The following is a 24,914-nucleotide window of genomic DNA, read 5'->3' as shown; positions in this document are numbered from 1 at the left end:
GGATCCCTAGCCAACACTCCCGGCGCGATAGCCGACGCCACGCACCGTCATCACGATCTTCGGGTTGTCGGGATCGAGCTCCACCTTCGCCCGCAGCCGCTGCACGTGCACGTTCACCAGTCGCGTGTCGGCCTTGTAGTGATAGCCCCAGACCTGTTCCAGCAGCATCTCGCGGGAGAAGACCTGCTGCGGCTTCGAGGCGAGGGCGACGAGCAGCTGGAACTCGAGCGGCGTGAGCGCGATCGGGGTGGTGCCCCGACGCACTTCGTGCGCATCGACGTCGACGGTGAGATCGCCCACGCGAAGCTGCTCCACGGCGCCCTGGGGCGTCGGGCGCAGGCGGGTGCGGATGCGGGCGACCAGTTCCTTCGGATTGAAGGGCTTGACCATGTAGTCATCCGCACCGACTTCGAGCCCGCGCACGACATCTGCCGTGTCGCTGCGCGCGGTGAGCATCAGGATCGGAACCCCCGACTCCGCGCGGATGCGGGTGCAGATCTCGATTCCGTCCATTCCGGGAAGCATCAGGTCGAGCAGCACGAGGTCGGGCCGCTGGGCGCGCCATTCATCGACGGCCCGGGCTCCATCGGCGCAGAACACCGGCTCGAAACCTTCGGTTCGCAGCACGATTCCGATCATCTCGGCGAGGGCGGTGTCGTCGTCGACCACAAGAATGCGTGAGGTCATAACTGTTACCTTATGGCACCCAGTACCGGCATCCCCAGGTCTGCGCACCAGCGACGGGGATATGACACGATGGGAGCGCACGACGGAGGGAATGCCTGTGAGCGGCCAGATATGGACCCCTGCCCCCAAGAAGGGCATCATCCCGCTTCATCCGCTGACGTTCGGGATGCTCCTGGGGAAGGCCTTCGCGGCGTTGCGCCACAACCCGAAGGTGCTCTTCGGTTTCGCCGTCGTGATCCAGCTCGTCGTCGTGCTCGCCACGGCCGGCATCATGGGCGTGGTGCTCTTCACGAGCTTCGCGCGGCTCGAGACCGTCTCACCCGGCTCCCCCGACTTCGGTCCGGTCCTGGCCGGCACGATCGCCATCAACATCATCGCCGGACTCGTCGTGGGGATCGCGTCGATCGCCTTCACCGCGATCATGCAGGGCGTGGTCGCAGCAGACATCGGATACGCGGCGATCGGCGTCAAGGCGACGTTGCGGATGCTGTGGCGACGAATGGCCCCCGCGTTCTGGCGTCTCACGGGATTCGCGTCGCTCGCCGTCATCGCCACGTTCGGCTTCATCGCGATCGTCGCCGGGCTCATCGCGGCATTCGTGGCCGGTGGCCTCGGAGGGACCCCCGAGCTGATCGCCGTGCTCGTGATCGTGGTGATCCTGATCGCGCTCGCCAGCATCCCCCTGGTGGTGTGGCTGTCGACCAAGCTGCTGCTCGTGCCGTCGATCCTGGTGCTCGAGCACGCCCGCTTCCGCGAAGCACTGGTGCGCTCGTGGCGCTTGACCCGCGGCCGCTTCTGGGTGGCGTGGGGAGTGACGTTCCTGATCAGCGTGATCATGGGCCTCGCGATGCAGGTGGTGAGCCTTCCCGTCTCACTCATCGGCTCGCTCCTGGGCACGGTGGTCGCGCCGACGGGGTCTCCGGAACCGTCGGCACTCATCGCCTACGTGTTCACGCTGCTCGCACCACAGGCCCTGCTGCTCGTGCTCCAGGCGATCACCGTGGTCGTGCAGAGCACCGGCTCCGCACTCGTCTACCTCGATTGCCGGATGCGGTACGAGGGGCTCGACCAGACGCTGATCTCGCATGTCGAACGACGTGAACTCGGGTGGGCAGAGGGCCAGCTCGGCGACCCGTACGTCGTGGATCCCGCGCGCGCGGTGTCGAGTGCCCCACCTCCACGCCAGGTTCCGGAGCACGTGATGATGGCGGCGGGCCCCGCCTACGCCCCACCCTACGGCGCTCCCGCTCAGCCCTCTGCGCCCTACCCCGGTCAGCCGTATCCGCCCCAGACGCCGATCGCCTTCGCGCCCCAGCCGCCCGCTTTCGCTTCTCAGCCTCCCGCATTCGCTTCTCAGCCGCAGCACGACACGGCGAGCGTGCTGCCGCCGGCGGCGCCCGCGCCCCCGAGTGACAGCCCGTGGGCTCCGCCGTCCGACGACGGGTGGGCGGCGCCCGGCTCGGGAAACGGTGACAGGCAGGCATGATCCGCCGCCTCGACGACCTGTTCGTCCCCGATGGGGACGATGCGCGACGCTGGGCCGAGGAAGAGCTCTCCAACCCGCGCTACGCCGACGCGAAGCCGACCTGGTTCGACCTGATGGCCCGCGACATCGCACGGTTCTTCGCCGACCTCTTCACCACGCAGAACGGCGCGAACATCGGCCCCTCGGCGCTGATCATCGTGTGCGTGATCATCGTCGCGGCACTCGTCGCGGCGCTCATCATCTGGGGACGGCCCCGAGCCTCCCGGAGCGTACGCGGGCCACGCGGTTCTCTACTCGGTGTCGATGATGACCGTACCGCCGCCCAGTTGCGCGCCGAGGCGGAGCGGAGCGCGCGAGACCAGGACTGGGATGCCGCAACCATCCTGCGCTACCGAGCCCTCGCCCGCGGGCTGCTCGAACGCGACATCATCGACCCGGCTCCCGGTGCCACGGCGCAGGCCATCGCTCGTGAAGCCGGCGCCGTCTTCCCCGACGAGGCCACCCCGGTGCGCCGCGCCGCCACCGCTTTCGATGACGTTCGCTATCTGCGGCATCCGGCAAGCGCGGCCGGCTATCGCGATCTCACCGACACCGACGAGCGCCTGCAGGCGCGACACCCGGGCGCGGTGATCGCGTGACGCTCCTCGCCGACGGGCGACCTTCGACCGCTGCCACTCCCCCGCGGCGCCTCCGCGCACTCGCCGCCTGGGCGCTGGTCGTAGCGCTCGTCATCGTCGTCGCCCTGATAGCGGTGCGTGTGAGTGCGAGCGCGCCGGGACCACGCGGAGCACTCGACCCCGAGGGTCGAAACGACGCCGGTGCTCTCGCGCTGGCCGAGGTCCTGCGCGATCAGGGCGTCGATGTCACGGTCCATCGTTCCCGTGTGGAGGCGGCTGCGGCGATCGACGAGCGGACCACTCTGGTGATGACGAACCCGTATTCGCTCACGGACGACGGACTCGCGGATCTGATGGCTCCTGCCGATCGTGTCGTCTTCCTGTCGACGAGCAGTCACCTCCTCAGCACTCTGCGGATCGGTGAAGACGCGCCGGGAACCTCCGACTCCGTCGATGCCGACTGTGCGAACGGTGCATTCGCTGGCGTCGGCGAGATCCGCCCCGATCGGCTCTTCGCTCCTGCCGACGGGGTCACCTCCTGCTTCGGTTCCGCGGACGGTGCCGCGGTGCTCGTGGACGATCGCGAGGACGCCACGCATGTCGTGGTCGAAGGATCGAAGTTGTTCAGCAATGCCTACCTGGCTGAGAACGGCAATGCCGCCCTCGGTCTCGCTCTGCTCGGTCAGACCGAACGCGTCGTCTGGTATGTGCCCTCCCTCGCCGACTCCGACATCGAGGGACAGACCGAGGACACGCTCGGCACTCTCACGCCGGACTGGCTCACTCCCGCGATCCTCCTGTTGCTGCTCGCCGCGGCCGCCGCGGCCGTCTGGCGAGGACAACGGTTCGGACCGCTCGTGGCCGAGACGCTCCCCGTCACGGTCCGTGCCTCCGAGACCATGCACGGGCGGGCACGGCTGACCGCGAAAGCGGCCGACGCACCCCATGCCGCGGCCGTCATCCGCGAGGGATCACAGCGCCGCCTCGCACGGCAGCTCGGACTGGCGGCGCACGCGAGCGTCGACGAGGTGTCGGACGCGGCATCCGACCGTCTGCGGATTCCGCGCGGCACCCTGCAGGCGCTTCTCGCCGGCCCGCTCCCCCCAGACGATGCTGCCCTGATCGAGCTCGCCCGGCGTCTGGGTGAGCTCGAAGAGGCCGTGGATGCCGGCTCGCGCGCCGCCGGTACGACCGCACCAGGAGGCACCCCATGACGTTCGCCCGCACACCATCCATCCCGACGGAAGCCGAGGACACCCGTGACCGCTGAGACCACACCCGCCGACGACGCCGCACTGCGTCAGGCGATGCACCGTGTGCGCACGGAGGTAGACAAGGCCGTCGTCGGACAGGCTGGCACAGTGACCGGGCTGCTCGTGTCGCTGCTGGCACGCGGCCATGTTCTCCTGGAGGGCGTCCCCGGCGTCGCGAAGACGCTCATCGTGCGCTCGTTCGCCCGCGCACTCGGCCTCGACACCAAGCGCGTGCAGTTCACGCCCGACCTGATGCCCGGCGACGTCACCGGATCCCTCGTCTACGACGCGCGCACCGGCGAGTTCGACTTCCGTGCGGGGCCCGTGTTCACGCACATCCTGCTCGCCGACGAGATCAACCGCACGCCTCCCAAGACGCAGGCCGCGCTGCTGGAGGCCATGGAGGAGCGTCAGGTCTCGGCCGACGGTGTGAGCCGGGCGCTGCCCGACCCTTTCCTTGTCGCGGCGACGCAGAACCCGATCGAGCATGAGGGGACCTACTCCCTGCCCGAGGCGCAGTTGGATCGATTCCTCATGAAGCTCGTGGTCGGCATGCCCGAGCGCGACGCCGAGGTGTCGGTGCTCCGCCGTCACGCGAACGGGTTCTCACCGCGCGAGCTCACGGGCCTCGATGCGGTCGTGACCGCGGAGGAGATCCGCGCGGCGCAGGAGGCATCGGCCCGCGTCGAGGTGACCGATGATGTGCTGGGCTACGTCGTCGATCTGGCCCGCGCGACGCGGCAGTCGCCGTCGGTCGAGCTCGGCGCGAGCCCCCGCGCCTCGACCGGCCTGCTCGCCGCTGCCAAAGCCTGGGCCTGGTTGAACGCCTCGACGGCCGTCACTCCCGACCATGTGCAGACGATGCTCGTTCCGGTGTGGCGCCACCGTCTGCAGCTCCGCCCGGATGCGCAGATGGAAGGCGTCTCCGCGGATGCCGTGCTGACCTCCGTCGTGCAGCAGACCAGGGTACCGATCTAGGTGTTCGTCACCGGCCGCCTCTCCGTCGCGCTCGCCGTCGGCGTCGTCCCGCTCGTCCTCGCCGGCGCCGCGGGCTTCTCGCCGTATGCCGCTGCCGGCATCTGGGTGGGATTGTGTGCGGTCCTCGTACTCATCGACGTCCTCACGGCGGCGAGCCCGCGTTCCGTGACCGTGAGCCGCAGACTCCCTGCGCGTGTACGCATCGGGGAGCCCGTTCCGGCCAGTGTCGCCGTGCACAATCACGGCTCCCGCGCCCTGCACGCCCTGCTGCGGGACGCCTGGCAGCCCACCGCCGGTGCCGGTGAGGGGCGCCATCGCCTGCATGTCGCGGCCGGAGAGCGGGGACGGGTCGCCATCCCTCTGCTCCCCCGACGTCGGGGAGAGTTGGCGAGCGAATTCGTGATGATCCGCTCCCGAGGGCCCCTGGGTCTGGCCGGCCGGCAGGCCCGTCACACGGTGCGCGGTGCGATCCGCGTGCTTCCCGCGTTCTCCTCGCGCAAGCACCTGCCCTCGCGGCTGGCGCGTCTGCGTGAGCTCGACGGCAACACCAGCATCCAGGTGCGCGGGCAGGGCACCGAGTTCGACTCGCTGCGAGAGTACGTGCGGGGTGACGACGTACGATCCATCGACTGGCGCGCGACCGCGCGTGCCGGAACGACGATGTTACGCACCTGGCGACCCGAGCGCGACCGGCACGTCGTGATCATCATCGACACGGGTCGCACGGCCGCCGCGCGCGTGGGCGACGGCACCAGAGTGGATGCCGCGCTCGAAGCAGCCCTGCTCCTGGCTGCACTCGCGTCGCGTGCCGGCGACCACGTGCACCTGCTGATGTACGACCGCGTCGTGCGCGCACGGGTCACCGGCGTCGACGGCGCCGCCCTGCTGCCGGCGATGACCGACGCGATGGCTCCGGTGCACGCCCGACTCGTCGACACCGACTGGCAGGGTGCCTTCGCCGCCGTGCGCACGCTCACCACTCGCCCGTCCTTGATCGTCGCCCTCACCGCGCAGGACGCCGCGGAGTCCGCGCGGGGTTTCCTCGGCGCATTCCCGAACGCCTCCCGGGCGACGACGGTGCTGGTCGGCTCGGTGACCGACGATGGCATCGCTGCTCTCGCGCGCAAGCGCGGTTCGCGCGAGGAGGTCTATCTGGCCGCGGCAGCCGAGCGCGCCCAGCGCGACGCCGAGAACGTCGCCGATGCCGTCCGGCGCGCGGGCGGCGAAGCGATCGCTGCCGACCCGGAGGATCTTCCCCCTCGCATCGCCGATCGCTACCTCGAGTTGAAGGCCGCCGGCAGGCTCTGACGCCCGGGCGGTTCAGCCGGACACGAGAGTCGGCGTGCCTGCTTCGTACTCGACCAGGTCGCCCGTCTCGCCGCGGCGGTACGCACGCCCGCCGACCACCAGCATGTAGATGAGGAACACCGCGAGCGCCGCGCCTCCGATGCCGATCTTCACCGGCCAGGGCAGCGCCCACCCCGTGACGAATCCTTCGACGAGGCCGGCCAGGAACAGCGCGAACACCAGGCCGATGGCGACGGTGGCGAGAGCACGTCCCTCCGCGGCCAGTGCCGATGCACGGGTGCGGTGGCCCGGCGCCACCCAGGCCCAGAACATGCGCAGGCCCGCGGCCGCGGCGACGAAGATGCACGTCATCTCGAGCATGCCGTGCGGGAGGATGTACAGCACCATGATGTCCACCCGGTCATGGGCGGCCATCACCGCCCCGGATACTCCGAGACCCAGGGCATTCTGCACCAGCACGTACACCGGCCAGATACCCGTGACGCCGAAGAGCACGCACTGCATGGCGATCCAGGCGTTGTTCGTCCACACCATCCCCATGAACACGGCGGCGGAGTTCTCGGTGTAATACCCCGTGAAGGTCTCGTCGGCGTACTGCTCCAGCGCGTCGGGCGGCCCCAGGGTCGCGATCAGAGCCGGGTCGCTGGAGATCCAGGCCGCGGTCCCCACGACGACCGCGACGAACACGACGGTGATGATCGCTGTCATCCATCGCAATCGGTACAGGGCAGCCGGAAGCTGCAGCGAGAAGAATCGTGCGGTCTGGGTGAGGATGTTGTCGGACGCGCCCGTGAGCCGCAGACGGGCGCGCACCAGGATCGTCGACAGATAGGCACCCTGCGGGGAGTCGCCCACCGAGGTCTTCAACTCGGCGAGATCCGCGGAGGCGGCGCGGTAGCGGACGATGAGTTCATCGACGGACCCGCCGTCCAGCCGCGCGCGACTGAGCTCGTCCAGCCGCTCCCATTCGGCGCGGCGTGCATCAGTCAGCGCATCGGCATCCACCTGATTTACTGTACTCATGTCCTCGCCGATCGATACCTCCGACGAGGTGCTCTCCGGAGAAGCCGTCGCGATCGATGTACAGCCCGTCGGCTTCCTGTTGCGCGCGCTCGGCGCTCTCATCGACATGGCGCTGGGGTTCGCCGTGTTCATCCTGTGGATCTTCCTCCGCATCTGGCTGACGGACGCCGGCGTGCTCGACGAGGCCACCGATCGCATCGCCCTCGTATCGGCGTTCGTCGTGAGCTTCGTGGTGCTGCCCATCACGATGGAGATGGCTCTCAAGGGACGCAGTCTCGGGAAGCTCGCCGTCGGCGGTCGCATCGTCCGCATCGACGGCGGGGCTGCGGGGTTCCGACATGCCTTCATCCGCGCGCTGATCGGCGTGTTGGAGATCTACATGACGTTCGGTGGGCTCGCCGTGCTCACCGGAGCGTTCACCGTGCGCTCGCAACGGCTCGGCGACATCGTCGCGGGGACGTACAGCCAGCGCGTGCGCACACCCCAGCTGGTCCCCCATGAGCCGGTGCTCCCGCCCGCCCTCACCGGCTGGTCCCAGATCGCCGACGTCGCGCGGTTGCCCGACCGCCTCGCCCGACGCATCTCGCAGTTCCTCCAGAGCGCGCCGCGCATGGTTCCCTCGGCCCGCGCTCAGGTCGCACAGGACCTGCTCGCCGAGGCGTCACCCTTCGTCTCTCCGCTGCCGCCGGCGCCGCCCGAGGAGGTACTCGTCGGCATCACCGTGCTGCGTCGCATTCGCGAACGCCGGGCGCTCGAGAACGCCGATCGCCGTGCCGAGAAGCTGACCGGCCGCCGGGTCGGCATCTGACACGCTCGACGGCACTCGAACGGATCAGAAGCGGATCGCGTCGATCACCTTCACCCGCAAGGCGACCAGCGCCGGGATGAACCCCGCGACCGCCCCGACGATCACCGATGCGACGAGCCCGACGAGCGCCGCCCGCATGGGGAACGGCGGCACGTCCTGCATGCCGTAGAACAGCGATGTCACGATCCAGTCGGAGCGGAGGACCGCCACGACGATCGCGATCCCGATCACGCCGGCGACCGTGGTTGCGACGAGGCTCTCGAGGAACACGGAGAAGAAGACACGCCCGGAGGTGGCTCCGAACGCGCGCCGCACCCCGATCTCCCGCACTCTCTGTCGCATGGCCACCAGCTGGATGTTGATCAGGCTGAGCGCACCGAGCGCCAGGATCAGTGTCGCGATGCCGCCGGTGATCATCTCGAACGTCGACTGCGCATCCAGCGCGCCCGGCTGGGCCGCCCAATCCGAACGACTCACCGACACCGTCTGCCCATCGGGAAGGCCTGCGCGCAGGTCCATCGCCAGCACCGGGCCGATCTCGTCGGCCTGGTCCGCGCCGACCCAGACCTCGTACTGCGGCCACGCATCCTGCGGCAACGCATCGACGCGCGCGCGATAGGAGTCGTACAGCAGGTCCACCCGGAGCTCCTCGTCGCCGATCCCCTGACGCGGCGCGACGCCGACGACCTGGTACGTGCCGCCGGTGTCGCCGGTGAGGGTCAGCGTGGGATGCTGAGCGAGCGGCACTCGGCCGATCCGATCCCACAGCGCCTCGGTGATCACGACCGGCGGCGACAGCGCCTCCACATCCGAATCGAGGAACCAGCGCCCTTCGAGCAGCGTCTCCCGGTGGATCTCGGGGTAGAGCGGGTCGATGAGCCGTGCTCCGACCGTGGTGACTCCGTCCGGCAGACGCACATCCTGCGCGATCCCCCCGACGATACGTCCTGTGTGACTGAAGCCGAAGCGCTCCGTGACACGACTGAAGCGATCATCGAAAGCGTCGAAATCGATCGCGGTTCCATCGTCATTGTTGATCGCGATGACGATCGTGGCCGCGCGTCCGCCGAAGCGGTCCGACTGCTCGGTCTGTAACTGCCGCTGATACTCCGAGATGGCGACGACCGCCGTGAGCGCGGCCACCGACACCGCGATTCCGATCAGACTCAGCAACACGCGGAGCTTGTGGACCCGGATCTCGGCCCACGCGTCGGAGAGCGCTCCGAGGAGGCCGCTCACGAGCGCAAGCCGTTCGCGGCGGGAAGGCCACTCAGCGGCGGCGGAGCGATCGGTGCCGGCGCGGACAACGTGGACGCCTCGAAAGCCCTGCGCAGGTCGACGGGTTCGAGACGTCCGGCATCGAGACGATAGTGCCGGCGAGCGCGCGCGGCGACGTGCAGATCATGGGTGATCGTGACCAGCGCGGCATCCGTCTCGGTGGCGACCTCGTCGAGCAACGACATCACCGACGCGCCGGTCTCGATGTCGAGCGCACCGGTCGGCTCGTCGGCCAGGATCAGCACGGGCTTTCGCACCAGCGCACGGGCTATCGCGACCCGCTGCTGCTCACCACCGGAGAGCCGATCGGCGATCTGCTCCACGCGGTGTCCGAGTCCCACCCGCTCGAGCATGTCGGCGGCGATCTGGCGGCGGTTCCAGAACATCCGCCCCGTGGCGTGTCCGAGCGGCATCATCACGTTCTCCAGCGCCGTACGCCCTGGCAGCAGGTTGAACTGCTGGAACACGAATCCGACGTTGTCTCCGCGCAGCCTGTCGAGGCGCCCCGACCGCATCTTCCGCACCTCTCGGCCTTCGAAGGACACCGATCCGGATGTCGGAGTGTCGAGCATCCCCAGGATGTTCAACAGCGTGGACTTACCTGATCCGGAGCGCCCGACGATCGACACGTGGTCGCCGGCGCTGACGGACAGGTTGATCCCCCGCAGGATCTCGAGTCGCGAGTCGTCGACGAGGAGGACGCTCTTCTCGACGTCCTCCAGAACGACGAGCGTCACCAGCTCGTCCCGCTGTCGCACTGCTCGACGCCGGGAGACACCTCGTAGCAGTACTCCTCGACAGGAGCGACGAAGCCGGGGACGAACTGCCGGATGCTGTCGCCCTCGGCGAGCCCTTCGGTGACCTCGACCATCGTGCCGTCGTTCACCCCGAGGGTGACCGCACGTTCCTCCGGCTGCGCCCCGTCACCGGCATCGACCCAGACCTTGCCGGTGCCGGAGCCGCCCTGCACCGCGGTGACCGGGACGACGAGGGCGTCATCTACCTGGCCGAGAGCGAGATCCATGCTCGCCGGGAGCCCGGCGAAGACGGTCTGATCCCGCGGGATCGCGCAGCGGACGCTCGCGGTGCCCTCGGCCGTGACCTGCACCCTGACACCCGTGCAGTCGAATGGAGCCGGGCCCCCGGTCACCGTGACGATGCCTTCGGTGGGGGCGTTCACCAGGCGGTAGAGCTGCACAGGTTCGACGGTCGTGAGGAGGTGGTAGCGCGTCGGGGTCATCGTGTAGACCTCGGTTCCCACCGTCGTCATCTGCCCCTTCACGAGCGCGAGCTCCGAGACATCGCCGGCCTCCGGGGCGAGCACATCGATGTCCTTGCGCGGATACTCCTGGCGGACGGTGAAGAGCTTCTGCCCCTTGGTCACGGTCGCACCTTCGCGGATGTGGACCGCGAGCACCGTGCCGTCGTTCTCCCCCCGGACCGTGTACGCCTCGTCCCGGGCGATGTTGCCGGCCAGCGTCAGCGCGTTCGTCACCGATCCGCGCTCGACCGGGATTACCGGCTCCGTGATCCCCGCCTCCGGGCTCACCATGCTCTCCGCCTTGTCGGGGAAGAACGCCAACTTCACGAGTGCCGCAGCACTGGCTCCGAGGACGATGACGAGGAGCAGGGGGAAGATCCAGCGACGCCAGACGATCACGACAGCCTTTCCTGGCGCGCCGCCGTGGCACGTCCGCCGTCAGGATATCCAGCCTCCGATCAGGAACCGGGGCCCATCCGCCGCGTGTCTGCGGCTCGTGCTCAGGCCCGCAGCGCCTCGTGTCGCACGGCGAGCCATCCCGCGGGCACCGAGAGCCGCTCGGCGTGCGGTGAGCACAGATCATGCGCGTGAGGATGCTGCGCGAGCCCGAGCGGGCCGAGCGCCGCCATCTTGTCGCCGTAGTCGTACGTCAGGGTGGCCACGGCTTCGCGTGCGCACCCGACCTTCGAGCAGAGTCGTCCGTCCATCAGCATCACTGTACGGCGTGGTCGATGCGAGCTGACGGTGCCGCGCCGCGCGTCGCGACGTCACCGCCTAGACTTCTGACATGCCCCGTCGTCGCAGTGCTCCCGCATCCGCGCCACGTCGTGGTGCGAGGCACGGACGGCATGGCCGACTCGGGCGCAGCGAAGTCGTGCGTCCTCCTCTCGCGCCTCTCGACGGCCGGATCGACCGCTTCGATCTGACGGTCGGCACCGCGGTGGAGTTCCTGCGGGGCACTTGGCCGGAGCTGCAGGACGTCCGGTTCGAGATCGGAGCGATGCCCGGCTTCGACGCTGTCGAGGACGTGCCCCGGTGGTATCTCGATCGTGAGCAACGCCGGATCGTGCTCTTCCGACTGCCCATCGAACGACTGCTCCCCCCTGGGCACGATGACGCCGCGCACCGCCGGATGGCCATCGAGAGCGCCGTCTTCCGTGCCGCCGCGGAATATGTCGGACGAGAGCCGTGGGATCTCGGGCACGATCACTGACCAGGCAGGAGCCTCGGCGCCGGTTCAGGGATAGACGGTGATGCTCTGCGCCGCACCGGCGCTCGGCTCCAGCGGCCAGGCCGCCAGCGCGCCGGCTGCGCTCATCGTGATCGCGGCGTGCACGGTTCCCGTCGTCGACAGCCGGTAGGTCGTCCGCTCGGTCAGAGCAACGTCGATCGATCCACCGGCGGGGATCGACACCTCAGCCCCGGTCGCCCCTGAGGTCGGTTCCAGCGTCACGGTGACGTCGGAGTCCTCCTCGTTGACCAGGTGGAGTGTCGGCGCGGGACCTGCGGGAACAGCGAACAGGGCGTCCGAGTCGATCTCCGGCGCCGGCGTCACCCAGGCGAAATCGGAGTCGCGTGCGAGCCCATCCTGCTGTCTGACGGCCGAGACGATCGGAGCATCGGCATCGATCTGCACCGAATACTCGCCGGGCTCCAGGCCGCTGAGCGATACATCGGCCGGTTCGCCGGCCACCAGCGACACCGTGAACTCGTTCACCGCAGCGGTCTCGCCCGTCGCACGGACCGTGACCTGGGCCTGAGCCGCGTCGTCGGGAGCCAGCATGCGCAGCACTGTCATCTCGGCATCATCGCCGTCAGCCGCGAAAGACTGCACACCGGCCAGGATCGGATGCAGCTGGGCACCGGGAACAGCGTCCTGCAGGTCGACGCCGGCAGGGTCCAGAGTGCGCACCAGCGAGGACTGCAGGACGGCGCGCACGGGCGCACCGTCGGCGGAGACCTGCACGACCGGCGAGGTGTTGCCCGCGGCGATCGACGCCAGTGGAAGCGACGCCTGCGTGCGGGCGGGGATGACGACGGTGCGAGTGCTGCGGCTCGTGCCGTAGACCGACAGCGTCACGGTCGACGTCACCTCGGCCGCGTTCGTCAGCACGATCAGATCGGAGGACCCGGTCGCCACCGTGCCACCGACGAGCCAGGACTCCAGGCGCGGTGTGCCACACGGGAGCGCAGCGAAACCGCTGAGATCGTCGGCCGAGACCGTCGCGGACTCGGTGGCGGCGATCAAGGGCGCCGTGCGCCCGTCGACCGTCCCGGTGACCGTGCGCACGGAACCCGCACCGACCAGATCGGCGACCTGCAGCTCTGCGATCGTCGGAGCACCGTTCGTACCGTCGACGGTGAATGTCGGCGATGAGGCAGACCACATGCTGAGCGGATCGGAGGAATCCCTGCCGAGAGCGCGAAGGTCTCCGTTGCACACGAGAATGCTGTCGCCGGGGAGAGGCGTGACCTGAACCTGAGCCGCTTCGTGCGTGACCTCCGGCCAGGGCGCATGGATCGCCGTCACCACGCCCACCACGCACGCAGCGGCCACCGCCACTCCGGTGACCAGTCGAGCACCGGTCGCGACCACGCGTACCGCCCGTGTCCCGCTCATCGTTCCTCCTCCGGCGCGCGCTCTTCTCTCACGGCATCGGCATCCTGCACCGGCTGCACATCCGGCTCCTGCACCTCGGATATCTCGACGGCCTCGCCCACCGGCGGGGATTCGATCGTCACATCACCCTCCGGCGGGGCGGCGCCGTCGTCTCCCGCACTGCTCACCACGTCGGCCGCAGACCCGAAATCGTCGTCGTCCACGTGCCGAGGCAGGATCAGGGGCTCGTCCGGTGCGCGCCCGACGATGCGCGACTGCGCACGCGCCGCTCGCCGAGAGGCCCGCGTCGGTACCGAGAGCAGCAGGGCCGCGAGCACGGCGAGCAGCTGCAGGGTGACGACCAGTCGCGCGGTCCCCTCCTGGGAACCGGAGAGCGCCGTCCTGTCGGCCACGTCCGTTTCGAGGCGCCACAGCACACCGCGCTCGGTGGTCCCCGCGTGCACGAATCCGGGACGCTGGTCGACCGACGCGGTGGCTGCCGTGCGAAGCGCCCGCGCCTTGTCGCTCTCCCCGCCGTCCTTCTGCGCGAGAAGCACGTAGCTGATCCCGTGCGCGGCGAGCTCGCCCGGCGCGTCGAAGTCGCGGGCCGACAGCAGATCGACCGAGAGCGTCGTGATGTCGGTTCCCTGCGGTTCCGTGGCGGTCGACAGCATGGTCGTCTCGGCTCCGAGGGTCTCGCTCGCGCCCCAGACCACGTCGACCGCCAGTCCACCGTCGTTCTGCGGCGTCAGCATGAGTGTGCCGACCGGACTGTCTGACGCGGGCTGAGCGGCGACATACGCCGGAAGCGTGGACTGCGGACCGTTCGTGAGCGCGGAGCGGTCGAGGTGGAAGGCGGTGAGGGCCGGTACGGCGCACACGATCAGCGCGAGGGCCGCCACGATGGTCGCCGCGGAACGAAGCCGAGGGAGCGTGACGGCGGTGTCGAGCGTGACGAGCGCCGCCCCGACGATGCCGATCCAGGCAAGGCTCAGTCCGGCACCCGGCCAGACCCCCACGGGCATGCCCTGCGTGAAGCTCACGACCATGCCGACAGCGAGGAACGACGTCGCGAGGCCGGCGAGAGCGACGACCAGAAGGGTGATTCCTGCGCGCCAGCGTGGCGCGACCGCCGACGAGAGGGCGAGAAGAGCGAGCGGCGCGCACAGGGCCGCGCACCAGATTCCGAGAGGAAGGGCACCGAACGACATCCATCCGGCGAGGTCCGTGCTCGGGAAGCCGAGAGCGATGGCCAGCCGGCTCGTGATGTCACCGGTCGACGACGCATCCGCGCTGACGAGCCCCGGATCGGCGAGCAGCGCCAGGGGCGTCCCGTGCGCGAGCTGCCAGAAGATCAGCGGGGCGAACATCGCGATCGTCGGCACAGGCAACCAGATCAGGCGTACGGCCCCGCGGAACTGCGCCGTCGCCAGGGTGATCGCCAGTGCGATGACCCACAGCAGCGCGAGGGCGGGTGCGAGCGACGGAGCGCATGCCGCGACGGCCGCGAGCAGAAGGGAGGCGGCCCCCGCCGCGCCCCAGGAACGATGCGCGACGGCCGCGGCATGGAACAGCCACGGCAGCAGCAGATGCACGAGCACGGCCGCGGGGCGGCCTTCCACCAGTGCGGTGAGGAAGGTGGGCGCCAGAGCCCAGACGACACCGGCGAAGATGCGGAGACCTGCCCGATCCGTGACGCGGGTCGCGGCGAACCATCCTCCGAGCACCGCGAGCGGGAGCGCCAGGATCCAGAGCAGGACGATCGAATACGAGGGACCCGCGGGCCACATCGATCCGAGCACAGCCACGACGCCGGCGAAGGGGTCGGCGGGCCCGACGATGTCGACGCCCACGCCGCGGAGCCCCCAGGCGGCATCGCTCCACAATGCACTGACGGTCTCCCGCAGGGGCAGCAGCCCGCCGCCGCCGAGTGCGGGCCAGGCCAGCATGGTCGTGAACGCGCCGATGCTGACGGCGAGCGCCGCGAGCACGGCCCAGGCTCCCCCACCCGAGAAGAAGCGCAGTTCACTGACCACCCCTCCTTCGCTGCCGTGACCGTCATCCAGACGTCGGCGGAGCTCCGACCCCGTGACGCGCAACGGCGCGATGGTCGCCCACGACGACGTTCGGAAGGCGCGCAGTTGCGCGCGCGATCGCAGGATCGCCCCGATCCGCGCCATCGCCGTGACGGCGGCGCCCCACTCGGGCAGTACGGCCTCGGGACGCTTGCCGATGAGATGGACGACAGACCGCCACAGCGCCAGAGGAAGCAGTGTGAGCCAGTGCAGGGGCACGGCGGGGCCAGGCGCGTAGGCCAGCCGCCGGTGCAGCTGCGCGAGACGGGAGACGAAGGCACGACGAGCACCGCCGAGCGGCAGGGCGGCGGGCCCATCCGGAGCAGCAGACACGCGCGCGCTCGGCGCGAGGACGACGCGACCGCCGCCGAGCCGCGCGCGGACGCCGAGATCGAGCCCCTCGTCGGCGCCCGCCAGAGCAGGGTCGGGGCGCAGCGCGTCGCGCACCTCGGCACGGATGAGCATTCCACGGATATCGGCGCCCAGCGCATCATCAGCACCGTCGTGCTGCCCTTGGTCGAGCTCGCCCGCGGCGAGTTCGACCGACCGGCCGAGTGCGGTCATGCTCGTGCCGAGCGACACGATCTCGCGCTCGTTGTCGGTCGAGACGAGTTTCGGAGCGATGATCGCCGCCGAGGGGGAACGCTCGAGCGTCCCGGTCAGTCGTTCGAGGGCCCGCGAGTGAGGGGCGGTGTCCTGCGCGAGCAGCCAGATGGCCGATCCTTCGGCGACCCGAGGGCGCGCGAGCTCGATCGCCTCTGCGAAGGACGTGGTGCCGCGAGCTTCGATGATGCCCTCGACCGTCCTCGCGACCGCGTCGCTCTCGCGGGCCGTGGACGCATCGCCGCACACCACGAGTGTCACGGCGGACACGGGTGCGGTCTGGGATCGGATCGCTTCGAGTGTGCGGAGGAGCTGCGCGCGGGATGAGGATCCGGCGCGCGCGACGATGATGGCGTGAACTCGGGCTGGCATGACGTCGTCAGCCTATGCGCCGCTCAGGCGACCCTGGAGTACTGTCTGCGGCGCGCCCGCGAAGACGTGGTTCCACAGTGGTGCGGGTCTCGCCGACCACGCGGCGCAGGAAACGAGTCAGCTCGCGCGACGCTTGAGCTTGCGACGCTCGCGCTCGGAGAGCCCGCCCCAGATGCCGAACCGCTCATCGTTGTTCAGTGCGTACTCGAGGCATTCGCCGCGGACGTCGCACGTGGTGCAGATCCTCTTCGCATCGCGAGTGGACCCACCCTTCTCAGGGAAGAACGCCTCGGGATCGGTCTGCGAGCAGAGCGCGTCGCTCTGCCATGCGAGAGTGCTGTCGTCTTCTGCATCCGGCTTCCGCACCCCGGGGACTCCGAGGTTGATCGGATCGACGAACCAGTTCTCCGGTACGTCGGAACGGTATCCCGTCATCTCGATCTCCCAACCCTGTCTCCGCCCCCCGGCGGGCCGTGCTCATGCCTAATTACACCCGTGTCATTCGCTCGGGTCAAGTCGCGGATAGTAAACCCTCAATGGTCTCTTGAAGGTTTTTGAGCATCAGTCGGCGTGTCGCACCCGTTTTCCACGAATACGACACGCCCGAGGGGTTGGCCGTGCGGTCCTCAGCGTCCGGGTGAGGCGACGAACACCTCGCCCGTGCCGGTCAGATGCAGTTCGCTCTCGTCGGCCGACACGAACGCGGCGGCTCCGACGGCGATCCTGCGCGAGTCCTCCGCCGCAGCGGAGATCGAGACGGTGCCCGCCGTGGCGAGCACCATCGTCGGCCCCGCGACCGGGAGGGTGACGGATCCGCCGGTCAGGAGCACACGGTCGAGGGCGAAGTCCGGCACGGGGACCGGGTACGACGTGATGGCCCCCGCTGCGTCAGGACGCAGCACCGGCACCTCGCCGGGCGCGGAGTCGACGACCGAGAGGAGCTCCGGCACATCGATGCGTTTGGGCGTGAGCCCACCGCGGAGCACGTTGTCGCTGGCGGCCATGATCTCGACACCCAGACCCTCGAGGTAGGCGTGGAGCAGTCCGGCACGAAGGAACACGCCTTCGCCCCGGTTGAGAACCACGTGGTTCATCAACAGAGCGACCACCACGCCGGGATCCCCGGGATACGCCAGCGCGACACCGGCGATGGCACGGATCGTGGTGGCCCACTCCCCTGCGTCTGTCCGGGCCGCGGCCGCCGAGACGGCCGCGATGATCTCGTCGACCTGAGTCTGCGCATCACCGCTCAGCAGCCACCCGATCGTCGCGCGAAGGGTGTCCGCGTCATCGTCCCCGGTCAGGCGCTCGCTGAGTTCGCTGACGGCCGCGCTCTCACCGAGCGTGCGCAGCAGGGCGAGCGTGTCGCGCACCGGGCGCAGTCCGCTCAGCGACTGGAACGTCTCGCTCAGAGCGACGATCAGCTCGGGTTTGTGGTTGTCGTCGCGATAGTTGCGCGTCGGATCGTCGAGCGGCTTGGCGCTCTCCCGCGCCCATCCGTCCTTCGCCTGCGCGATCGTGGGATGCACCTGGATCGAGAGCGGCTGGCCGGCAGCGAGCAGCTTGAGCAGGTACGGAAGAGTGCCTCCCGTGACCTGGTCGAGGGTTCCGCCTTCGGCCACGTCGGCGGGGTCGCCGGGGTGGTCACCGAACCAGACCTCGGCCTCGGGGCCACCGGCCGGAGTGCGCCCTTCCAGCTCCGCCAGGAGGGAATCGGATCCCCACGCATAGTCACGGGGGGTGTTCGTCAGACTCAGCAGCATGCCCCCAGCGTAGAGCCGCGCGCGCACGCCCTGCGACGCGCGGGGCCCGGCGCGGTAGCCTGAACGCGATGGCTCAGTACACCAAGCACCCGGTCGCGGCCCGACCTGCCGCTCCCGAGCGCGAATCGACGGGCCATCTGTTGCTGCGCGGCTACGTGATCCTCGTGCTCGTGGTCACGTTCGCACACTCCGCGGTCTACAACCTGCTCGGTGAGATCGGCGCGGGCATCACCCTCGTGGTGTTCACCCTCGCGACCGTCGCGATCGGCGTTCCGCCGATCGCCCGTGCCCGCCCGCAGCCGTTCCGCTGGCGCCGTCTTCCCTGGACAGCGCTGGGGTACGTGACCCTCGCGCTCGTCTCGGTCGCCTGGTCGCAATGGCGGGGACCGACGCTCATCACGTGGTTCCTCCTCGCTTCCGTCACGGTGAACGCCCTGTTCATCGTCCACGTGCTCACGTGGAACGAGATCGTGCGGGCCCTCTCGTCCGCGTTCAAGTGGATCCTCGGGCTGTCGCTCGCGATCGAGCTGTGGGTGTCGCTGGTCCTGCACGGACCGCTGCTGCCGAACTTCCTCACCCTTCCCGACGGAAAGATCGACCCGCAGTGGTACTGGGTGCGCGACAACCTCCTCGACGGTGGGCGGATCCAGGGCATCGTCGGCAACGCCAATCTGCTCGCCATCATCTGCGTGTTCGCGATCATCACCTTCGGCGTGCTGTTCGCGGCGCGCGCGCGGTGGCGCACCACACTCGCCCTGTGGACGCTGCTGGCGCTGTACTTCCTGTTCCGCACCTCGTCCGTCACCGCATTCGCCAGTGCCGCCGCTGCGGCTGTGGTGCTCGTGGTGGCTCTGGCCATGCGTCGCGCTCGAACCCCCGGAGCACGCACGCGCATCTACACGATCGCCATCGGAACCACGGTCGTCGGAGCAGTCGCGGTGTGGCTGTTGCGCGAACCCCTGCTCGCCGCTCTCGGCCGCAGCTCGGACCTGACGGGACGCTCGAACAAGATCTGGTCGAGCGTGCTCGCCCGCGCCGCTGAGCACCCGATCTTCGGCAACGGCTTCTCGAGCCCGTGGATCCCCACGGATCCCGCCTTCGCCCACTGGATCGAGGACCACGGGATCACGGTGTTCCACGCACACAACATGTGGCTCGATGTCCTCATGCAGCTGGGTGTGCTCGGAGTGATCCTGATGGCGATCGCCTATCTGAGTCTGCTCTGGCGCGCGTGGTTCTTCGCCGTCGATCGCCCGCGGTGGGATCTCGACGCGCGTCGTGCGTACTCGCCGCTCACGCTTCTGCCGAGCCTGTTCACCGTCGTCCTGCTGGTGCAGGGGCTCGCCGAGTCGACCCCGATCATGCTGTGGGGGTGGATGCTCCTCATCATGCTGTCGTTCAAGCTGAAGTCCGTCCCCCTGGTCGGCGTGGGCGAACGCGACCTGGTCTTCGAGCGCGGCACACGACAGCGGCGCGTTCCGTGACACCGGCTCAGCGGCTCTTCCGCCTGCTCGGTTCGGCGGAGATGGCACGCGCCTTCACCCTCGCAGTGCTCGGAGCGGTCTTCGCGTCGTTCGCCATCGAGCGGATGACATCGACGGTCACCCTGGCCGCGATCATCACCGCGTTGTGCCTGCTGGGCGCCGCGATCCTCTGGGTGCGCCGCGATGAGCTGTCACCGCTGCGCATCGCGCCGTCATCGTTGTTCGCGTTCCTGTGCTGGGCACTCGTGAGCTTGGTCTGGACCACGGACAGATCCGACACATTCTTCGGGTGGATGTCGCTGTTCGGCTTCGCTTTCCTGGCGCTGACGGTCGGACACATCCGCGACACGCTCCAGACCGTCCGGGCCATCGGCGACACGCTGCGCGCCCTGCTCTCGGTGTCGCTCGCGGTCGAGATCCTCTCGGGCATCCTGCTCGATGTGCCGTTCACATTCCTCGGCGTCGAGGGGCATCTGGCGGAAGGCGGCCCCATCCAGGGCATCTTCGGCAGCCGCAACATGCTCGGCTTCATCGCGGTCATCGCTCTGATCACCTTCGTGATCGAGTGGCGCACCCAGTCGGTCGGTCCCCCGGTTGCGGTCGGCTCGATCGCTCTGGCGGGCGCGCTCGCCTTCCTCTCCTCGTCTCCGACCGTGCTGGTGCTGGCGGCTGCCGTCGGCGTCGTCACGGTCGCGCTCACGATCGTGCGGCACGCATCGGCGGAGCGTCGGAACCTCGTCCAATGGATGCTGGGCATCCTGGTCGCGCTCGCCCTCACCGTGGCCTTCGCGCTGCGCCATCAGATCATCGCTCTCCTCGACGCCGGCTCGGACTTCTCGATCCGCGGGAACCTGTGGAACACGACGCTCGACTTCGTGGCACTCAAGCCGATCCAGGGGTGGGGGTGGTTCGGATCCTGGGCGCGGGGCGAGTACCCGTTCACCTACATCAACTTCCAGCTCGACGACCACCACCAAAGCGCACTGAACGCGTTCTTCGACGTACTGCTGCAGCTGGGCGCCGCGGGTCTGGTGCTGTTCCTCCTCCTCGGAGGCGTCGCACTGATCCGGTCCTGGCTCGTCGCCAGCGTGCGTCGCTCGGTCGTCTACGCCTGGACGCCGATCACGCTGGTCACGCTCGCTGTCGACTCGATGTTCGAGAGCTTCACGCTGGTCGGCGCCGGCTGGTTCATGCTCGTGCTGTGCGCACTGCGCGCCGGACAGTCACGTTCCTGGCGCGAGAACATCGACGCCGCGCAGACCGGAACGATCCCGACCTTGCGACCACAGGGCTGAGCCCGCGCGTCAGAGCTGCGAGCGCATCCGCTCGGCCCACGCGAGCGCGTCACGCACCCCGTCATCAACGGAGCGCTGGGCCTGCCAATCGAGCACCTTCGCGGCCCGGTCCACGATTGCGAACGCGCCGGCCTGGTCACCCGGACGACGTGGGCTCTCCACCACGGGCAGTGGCTCACCGGTGACGCGCTCGAAGGCGGCGACGAGCTCTCGCACCGTCACGCCGTCCCCGGTTCCGAGATTGATCACCTGGTAGGGGGCTGCCACAGTTGCGACCTCGTCGAACCGAAGGACCGCCGCGACGTGTGCGAGAGCAAGGTCCCAGACGTGGATGTAGTCGCGCAGCCCCGATCCGTCCCGCGTCGCCCAGTCCGTCCCCGTGATGGAGAACGGCTCGCCCGATGCTTTCGCGCGCATGATCATGCCGAGCGCATGCGAGGGGGTGGGGTTCTGCAGACCTGTGCGCAGGCGGGGGTCGGCCCCGATCGGGTTGAAGTAGCGCAGTGCGATGGCACGGAAGTCTCCGGCGGTCGCGGCATCCTGCAGGATGTTCTCGACCATGGCCTTGGTCGTCGCGTACGGGCTGGAGGGAGCCAGCGCGCCCGACTCGTCGACGCCCTCGCCGCTCTCCCCCGCGTACACCGCTGCGGACGAGCTGAAGACGACGCGATCGATCCCGGCATCACGCAGCCGCTGCAGCAGGATGATGCTCTTGCCGACGTTGGCCTCGTAGTAGCCGAGCGGGTCGGCGACCGACTCGGGGACGACGATGCGGGCGGCGCAATGGATCACCGCGTCGATGTCGGGATGCTCTGCGGTGACGCGATCGACGAGGTCACGGTCGGCGATGTCGCCGACGTACAGCGAGCGCCCCTCGCCGAAATCGCGGCGACCGGTGGAGAGATCATCGATCAGCACGACGTCGATCCCGGCTTCGATGCACGCCGTCGCGACAGTGGACCCGATGTAGCCGGCGCCGCCGGTGATCAATACCTTCATCGCCGTCATACTATCGCGGCACCCGCGCGCACCCCGGGCATCGCCTGTTCTCCGCAGATCCGAAGGTGACGGACGGTAGGCTACTCACTGCTCGTCGACTCCGTCGCCAGCCCTTCGGGCGCGATCGGAACATCAACATCGGAGAACTCCCGCGTGGCCCACGTCTTGCAGAACGTCGTCTTCCCGCTCGATCGCGACCCCGATCTGCTTCCCCTCTACGCAGACCCCGAGACCTGGTCCGTGATCGAGGACGAACCGGTCCGCGTCTCCAACCGCGCGCACCTGGGCAACATCCTCGGTCGTCACCGGGCCCGTATCGTGGCCGGCCGCCGCGTGTCGCTCGGCACCTACTTCAATGCCTTCCCCGCTTCCTATTGGCAGCACTGGACGAGCGTTCGTCACGTGCAGCTCACGGTGCGCACCACCGGACCGGCGACGATCCTCGTGTACCGATCCAACGGCTCCGGCATCCGACAGCGCGTCGCGACGCGCGAGGTCACCGGCGAGGTCTCGACCTCCTTCGACCTGGATCTCACGCAGTACAGCGACGGCGGGTGGATCTGGTTCGACGTCGTCGCCGATGAGAAGCACGCGATCCTCGAGGGCGCGGAATGGACCACCGAGCAGGAGCCCGCCAGAACCGGCAAAGCGTCCCTCGGCATCACGACCTACAACAAGCCCGACTATTGCGTCGAGACGCTCCGCGCTCTCGCGGCGTCTCCGGATGCCTTGGAGTTCATCGATCGCATCTTCCTGATCGACCAGGGCACCCAGATCGTCGCCGAACAGGAGGGCTACGACGACGTCGCGGCGCAGCTGGGCGACACGCTCCAGGTGATCCGCCAGGCCAACCTCGGCGGATCCGGCGGCTTCGCTCGTGCCATGCACGAGACGTTGAAGCGCCCCGAGAGCGACTTCGTGCAGTTGCTCGATGACGATGTGCGCCTGGAACCCGAGTCGCTGCGTCGTTCGATCGTCTTCGGTCAGTACGCCACCACCCCGGTGCTCGTCGGCGGTCACATGTTCGACCTGCTCGACCGCCCCAAGCTCCACGGCTGGGCCGAGGTCGTCGACGAGAACCCGTTCATGTGGCGCAACCTCTACCAGGAGAAGATGCCGCACGACTTCGGTGTCTCGAATCTGCGCCAGTCCTCGCTCCTGCACATGCGTATGGATTCGGACTACAACGGGTGGTGGATGTGCCTCATCCCACTCGACGCGATCCGCGCAGTCGGCTTGTCACTGCCGGCATTCATCAAGTGGGACGACGCCGAGTTCTGCCTCCGGGCAGGAGAGGCGGGCTTCCCCACCGTGTCGATGCCCGGCGTCGCGCTCTGGCACGTGTCCTGGGTCAACAAGGACGACACGATCGACTGGCAGGCGTATTTCCACGCGCGAAACCGCATCGTCGCGGGGCTTCTCCACTCGAACGCCCCTCGCGGTGGTCGGCTGCTCACGCACAGTCGCCGCGCCGACCTCAAGCACCTCATGATGATGCAGTACTACCCCGTGGCCCTGCGTGCGCAGGCGCTGCGTGACGTGCTCTCGGGCCCGGCACACATGCGGAAGAACCTCGCCACCGCGATGCCCGCCGCCCGAGCTCTCGCGGCCGACTATCCCGAGACCGTGGTCCACCGCGACCCCTCGACGGTGCTGCATTCCCGCCATGGCCGCCAGGTCTACAAGCAGCTCTCCAAGAACGATCTCGACAATCCGACCGGCATCCGACTGCGTTGGTTCACACTGTCGACGCTGATCTCGCACTGGCTGCACCGGCCGAACCCGGCCAACGTCGATCGACCAGAGGTCGAATTCGGCAAGGAGGATGCGCACTGGTGGCGCGTCCCGGTGTTCGACAGCGCGCTCGTGAGCGCGGCCGACGGGTCGGGGAAGAACATCTACACGAGGGACCGTCGCAAGTACCGTCAGATGCTTCGCGACACCGTTCGCCTGCATTCCGAGCTGCGACGACGGTGGCCCGAACTGCAGCAGCAGTATCGAGAGGCGCTCCCCGAACTCGTGTCCCCCCAGTCCTGGCAGCAGATCTTCGAGGAGAAGGCATGACCGCGGCACCCGCTGCATTCGATCCGACCGCAGCGACGATCGTCATCGTGACCTTCAACAGGTCGCACCTGCTCACCGGCCTGCTGACGAGCATCACGACGATGGATCCGAAGCCCGGCCATGTCGTGATCATCGACAACGCGTCGGCCGACGACACGACCGCCGTCGTCGAGTCCTTCCGCGACGGCATCGGCACCGACATCGTGTACCGCCGGCTGGAGACGAACACCGGTGGCTCCGGCGGCTTCAGCGAAGGAATGCGCACGGCCTACGAGCTCGGATCCGAGTGGATCTGGATGATGGACGACGACGTCGAGGTGCTCCCGGACGGTCTCGCGAAGATGGGCAAATGGGCTCCGCGCTTCAAGAGCATCCAGGGCCGCCGCTTCGACTACGACGGCAGCGAGTTCTACTGGCAGTACCGCATCGCGGAGCGCATGGGCATCCCGATCCCGTTCGCCCCCTCCGGCTTCGACGCCTCGGGGTTCAAGGAGATGAACAGCGGATGCTTCGAGGGGATGTTCATCCATCGCTCGATCGTCGCGCAGATCGGCCTGCCCGATCCTCGGTTCTTCATCTACTGGGATGACCAGATGTACGGTTGGCTCGCATCGCGCAGGACGACCGCCGTCATCGTCGATGAGTTCGTGCTCCGCCGCACCCGCGAGATCAAGCAGTGGGATATGGGCATCCGCCACATGAACGCGTCGAGCAATGCCTACCGCTACTACATCATGCGCAATCGGGCATACATCAAGCAGTACTACCGGGTGAATCGCGCCTACAACCCCGTGCTGTTCGGACTGGGCACCGCCATGACCTTCGCCAAGGAGCTGATCCGTCTGGTGTTCGTGGAGCGCACGGTCCGCGGCACCAGCAACCTCTTCCGCGGGCTGCGAGACGGCGGCCGGCTCGGCCGTGATCGCAGCTGGCAGCCGATGGCACCCCTGGAGGCATGAGC

At 68.7% G+C, this 24,914-nt stretch carries 22 protein-coding genes; 11 read left to right on the top strand and 11 right to left on the bottom strand.

What is annotated here, in order from left to right; all coding sequences use genetic code 11:
- Positions 1-6: 6 nt before the first annotated feature.
- On the bottom strand, positions 7-687 hold the full coding sequence (gene mtrA, locus P0Y60_08420; GenBank protein WEK62733.1) for an MtrAB system response regulator MtrA: 681 nt from the start codon (positions 685-687) through the stop codon (positions 7-9).
- Between the two features lie 97 nt (positions 688-784).
- Between mtrA and P0Y60_08415 the strand changes: the two genes are divergently transcribed.
- From P0Y60_08415 to P0Y60_08395, 5 genes are all read left to right on the top strand, one after another.
- Positions 785-2,173 carry a glycerophosphoryl diester phosphodiesterase membrane domain-containing protein gene (locus P0Y60_08415; GenBank protein ID WEK62732.1) on the top strand — a complete coding sequence of 463 codons (1,389 nt, stop codon included), beginning with the start codon at positions 785-787 and terminating at the stop codon, positions 2,171-2,173.
- Entirely contained in the window at positions 2,170-2,811 is a 642-nt protein-coding gene (locus P0Y60_08410; protein WEK62731.1) for a DUF4129 domain-containing protein, read from the top strand. The genes P0Y60_08415 and P0Y60_08410 overlap by 4 nt, the downstream gene beginning before the upstream one ends.
- A complete protein-coding gene (locus P0Y60_08405) occupies positions 2,808-4,004 on the top strand; it encodes a DUF4350 domain-containing protein (GenBank protein ID WEK62730.1) in 1,197 nt (398 codons plus the stop codon). The genes P0Y60_08410 and P0Y60_08405 overlap by 4 nt, the downstream gene beginning before the upstream one ends.
- Positions 4,005-4,097: 93 nt before the next feature.
- Positions 4,098-5,021 carry a MoxR family ATPase gene (locus P0Y60_08400; protein WEK62882.1) on the top strand — a complete coding sequence of 308 codons (924 nt, stop codon included), beginning with the start codon at positions 4,098-4,100 and terminating at the stop codon, positions 5,019-5,021.
- Positions 5,022-6,329 (top strand): DUF58 domain-containing protein, encoded by a 1,308-nt coding sequence (locus P0Y60_08395; protein ID WEK62729.1) that lies wholly within the window; start codon positions 5,022-5,024, stop codon positions 6,327-6,329. It abuts the gene before it with no gap.
- A gap of 12 nt (positions 6,330-6,341) precedes the next feature.
- On the opposite strand, the gene P0Y60_08390 is transcribed toward P0Y60_08395, so the two are convergent.
- Entirely contained in the window at positions 6,342-7,334 is a 993-nt protein-coding gene (locus tag P0Y60_08390) for a stage II sporulation protein M (protein WEK62881.1), read from the bottom strand.
- A gap of 16 nt (positions 7,335-7,350) precedes the next feature.
- Between P0Y60_08390 and P0Y60_08385 the strand changes: the two genes are divergently transcribed.
- Positions 7,351-8,160: an RDD family protein gene (locus tag P0Y60_08385; protein ID WEK62728.1), complete on the top strand. Its 810-nt coding sequence runs from the start codon at positions 7,351-7,353 to the stop codon at positions 8,158-8,160.
- Between the two features lie 24 nt (positions 8,161-8,184).
- Here the strand turns inward: P0Y60_08385 and P0Y60_08380 are convergent, their stop codons facing one another.
- The 4 genes from P0Y60_08380 to P0Y60_08365 all read right to left on the bottom strand — a co-directional run bounded on the left by P0Y60_08380 (position 8,185) and on the right by P0Y60_08365 (position 11,406).
- Positions 8,185-9,399: an ABC transporter permease gene (locus P0Y60_08380; protein ID WEK62727.1), complete on the bottom strand. Its 1,215-nt coding sequence runs from the start codon at positions 9,397-9,399 to the stop codon at positions 8,185-8,187.
- Positions 9,396-10,175: an ABC transporter ATP-binding protein gene (locus P0Y60_08375; protein ID WEK62726.1), complete on the bottom strand. Its 780-nt coding sequence runs from the start codon at positions 10,173-10,175 to the stop codon at positions 9,396-9,398. Before P0Y60_08375 ends, P0Y60_08380 begins: the two co-directional genes overlap by 4 nt.
- Positions 10,172-11,098, bottom strand: coding sequence for a hypothetical protein (locus P0Y60_08370; protein WEK62725.1), 927 nt, complete (start codon positions 11,096-11,098; stop codon positions 10,172-10,174). The genes P0Y60_08375 and P0Y60_08370 overlap by 4 nt, the downstream gene beginning before the upstream one ends.
- Positions 11,099-11,199: 101 nt before the next feature.
- Positions 11,200-11,406: a DUF3499 family protein gene (locus tag P0Y60_08365; protein ID WEK62724.1), complete on the bottom strand. Its 207-nt coding sequence runs from the start codon at positions 11,404-11,406 to the stop codon at positions 11,200-11,202.
- Between the two features lie 80 nt (positions 11,407-11,486).
- Between P0Y60_08365 and P0Y60_08360 the strand changes: the two genes are divergently transcribed.
- Positions 11,487-11,912 (top strand): hypothetical protein, encoded by a 426-nt coding sequence (locus P0Y60_08360; protein ID WEK62723.1) that lies wholly within the window; start codon positions 11,487-11,489, stop codon positions 11,910-11,912.
- A 24-nt stretch (positions 11,913-11,936) separates the two neighbouring features.
- Here P0Y60_08360 and P0Y60_08355 read toward each other — a convergent pair whose 3' ends face one another.
- The 4 genes from P0Y60_08355 to manA all read right to left on the bottom strand — a co-directional run bounded on the left by P0Y60_08355 (position 11,937) and on the right by manA (position 18,111).
- Complete coding sequence (locus P0Y60_08355) at positions 11,937-13,319, bottom strand: DUF5719 family protein (protein ID WEK62722.1); 1,383 nt, start codon at positions 13,317-13,319, stop codon at positions 11,937-11,939.
- Complete coding sequence (locus P0Y60_08350) at positions 13,316-16,348, bottom strand: glycosyltransferase (GenBank protein WEK62721.1); 3,033 nt, start codon at positions 16,346-16,348, stop codon at positions 13,316-13,318. The genes P0Y60_08355 and P0Y60_08350 overlap by 4 nt, the downstream gene beginning before the upstream one ends.
- Before the next feature lie 117 nt (positions 16,349-16,465).
- Positions 16,466-16,783 (bottom strand): WhiB family transcriptional regulator, encoded by a 318-nt coding sequence (locus tag P0Y60_08345; GenBank protein WEK62720.1) that lies wholly within the window; start codon positions 16,781-16,783, stop codon positions 16,466-16,468.
- Positions 16,784-16,974: 191 nt separating this feature from the next.
- Complete coding sequence (manA, locus tag P0Y60_08340) at positions 16,975-18,111, bottom strand: mannose-6-phosphate isomerase, class I (GenBank protein WEK62719.1); 1,137 nt, start codon at positions 18,109-18,111, stop codon at positions 16,975-16,977.
- A gap of 68 nt (positions 18,112-18,179) precedes the next feature.
- Here manA and P0Y60_08335 point away from each other — a divergent pair, with 68 nt between their 5' ends.
- Both P0Y60_08335 and P0Y60_08330 read left to right on the top strand, forming a co-directional pair.
- A complete protein-coding gene (locus P0Y60_08335; protein WEK62718.1) occupies positions 18,180-19,595 on the top strand; it encodes an O-antigen ligase family protein in 1,416 nt (471 codons plus the stop codon).
- Positions 19,592-20,890 carry an O-antigen ligase family protein gene (locus tag P0Y60_08330; GenBank protein ID WEK62717.1) on the top strand — a complete coding sequence of 433 codons (1,299 nt, stop codon included), beginning with the start codon at positions 19,592-19,594 and terminating at the stop codon, positions 20,888-20,890. Before P0Y60_08335 ends, P0Y60_08330 begins: the two co-directional genes overlap by 4 nt.
- Before the next feature lie 9 nt (positions 20,891-20,899).
- Here the strand turns inward: P0Y60_08330 and galE are convergent, their stop codons facing one another.
- Complete coding sequence (galE, locus tag P0Y60_08325) at positions 20,900-21,889, bottom strand: UDP-glucose 4-epimerase GalE (protein ID WEK62716.1); 990 nt, start codon at positions 21,887-21,889, stop codon at positions 20,900-20,902.
- Positions 21,890-22,042: 153 nt separating this feature from the next.
- Between galE and P0Y60_08320 the strand changes: the two genes are divergently transcribed.
- A complete protein-coding gene (locus tag P0Y60_08320; protein WEK62715.1) occupies positions 22,043-23,953 on the top strand; it encodes a glycosyltransferase in 1,911 nt (636 codons plus the stop codon).
- Complete coding sequence (locus tag P0Y60_08315) at positions 23,950-24,912, top strand: glycosyltransferase (GenBank protein ID WEK62714.1); 963 nt, start codon at positions 23,950-23,952, stop codon at positions 24,910-24,912. The genes P0Y60_08320 and P0Y60_08315 overlap by 4 nt, the downstream gene beginning before the upstream one ends.
- The last annotated feature ends 2 nt before the right edge of the window (positions 24,913-24,914 follow it).

It is taken from the genome of Candidatus Microbacterium colombiense, assembly GCA_029203165.1.
Classification (GTDB): Bacteria; Actinomycetota; Actinomycetes; order Actinomycetales; family Microbacteriaceae; genus Microbacterium; species Microbacterium colombiense.
Note: the sequence above shows the minus strand (reverse complement) of the source record. Positions and strands in the feature narration are given on the sequence as shown.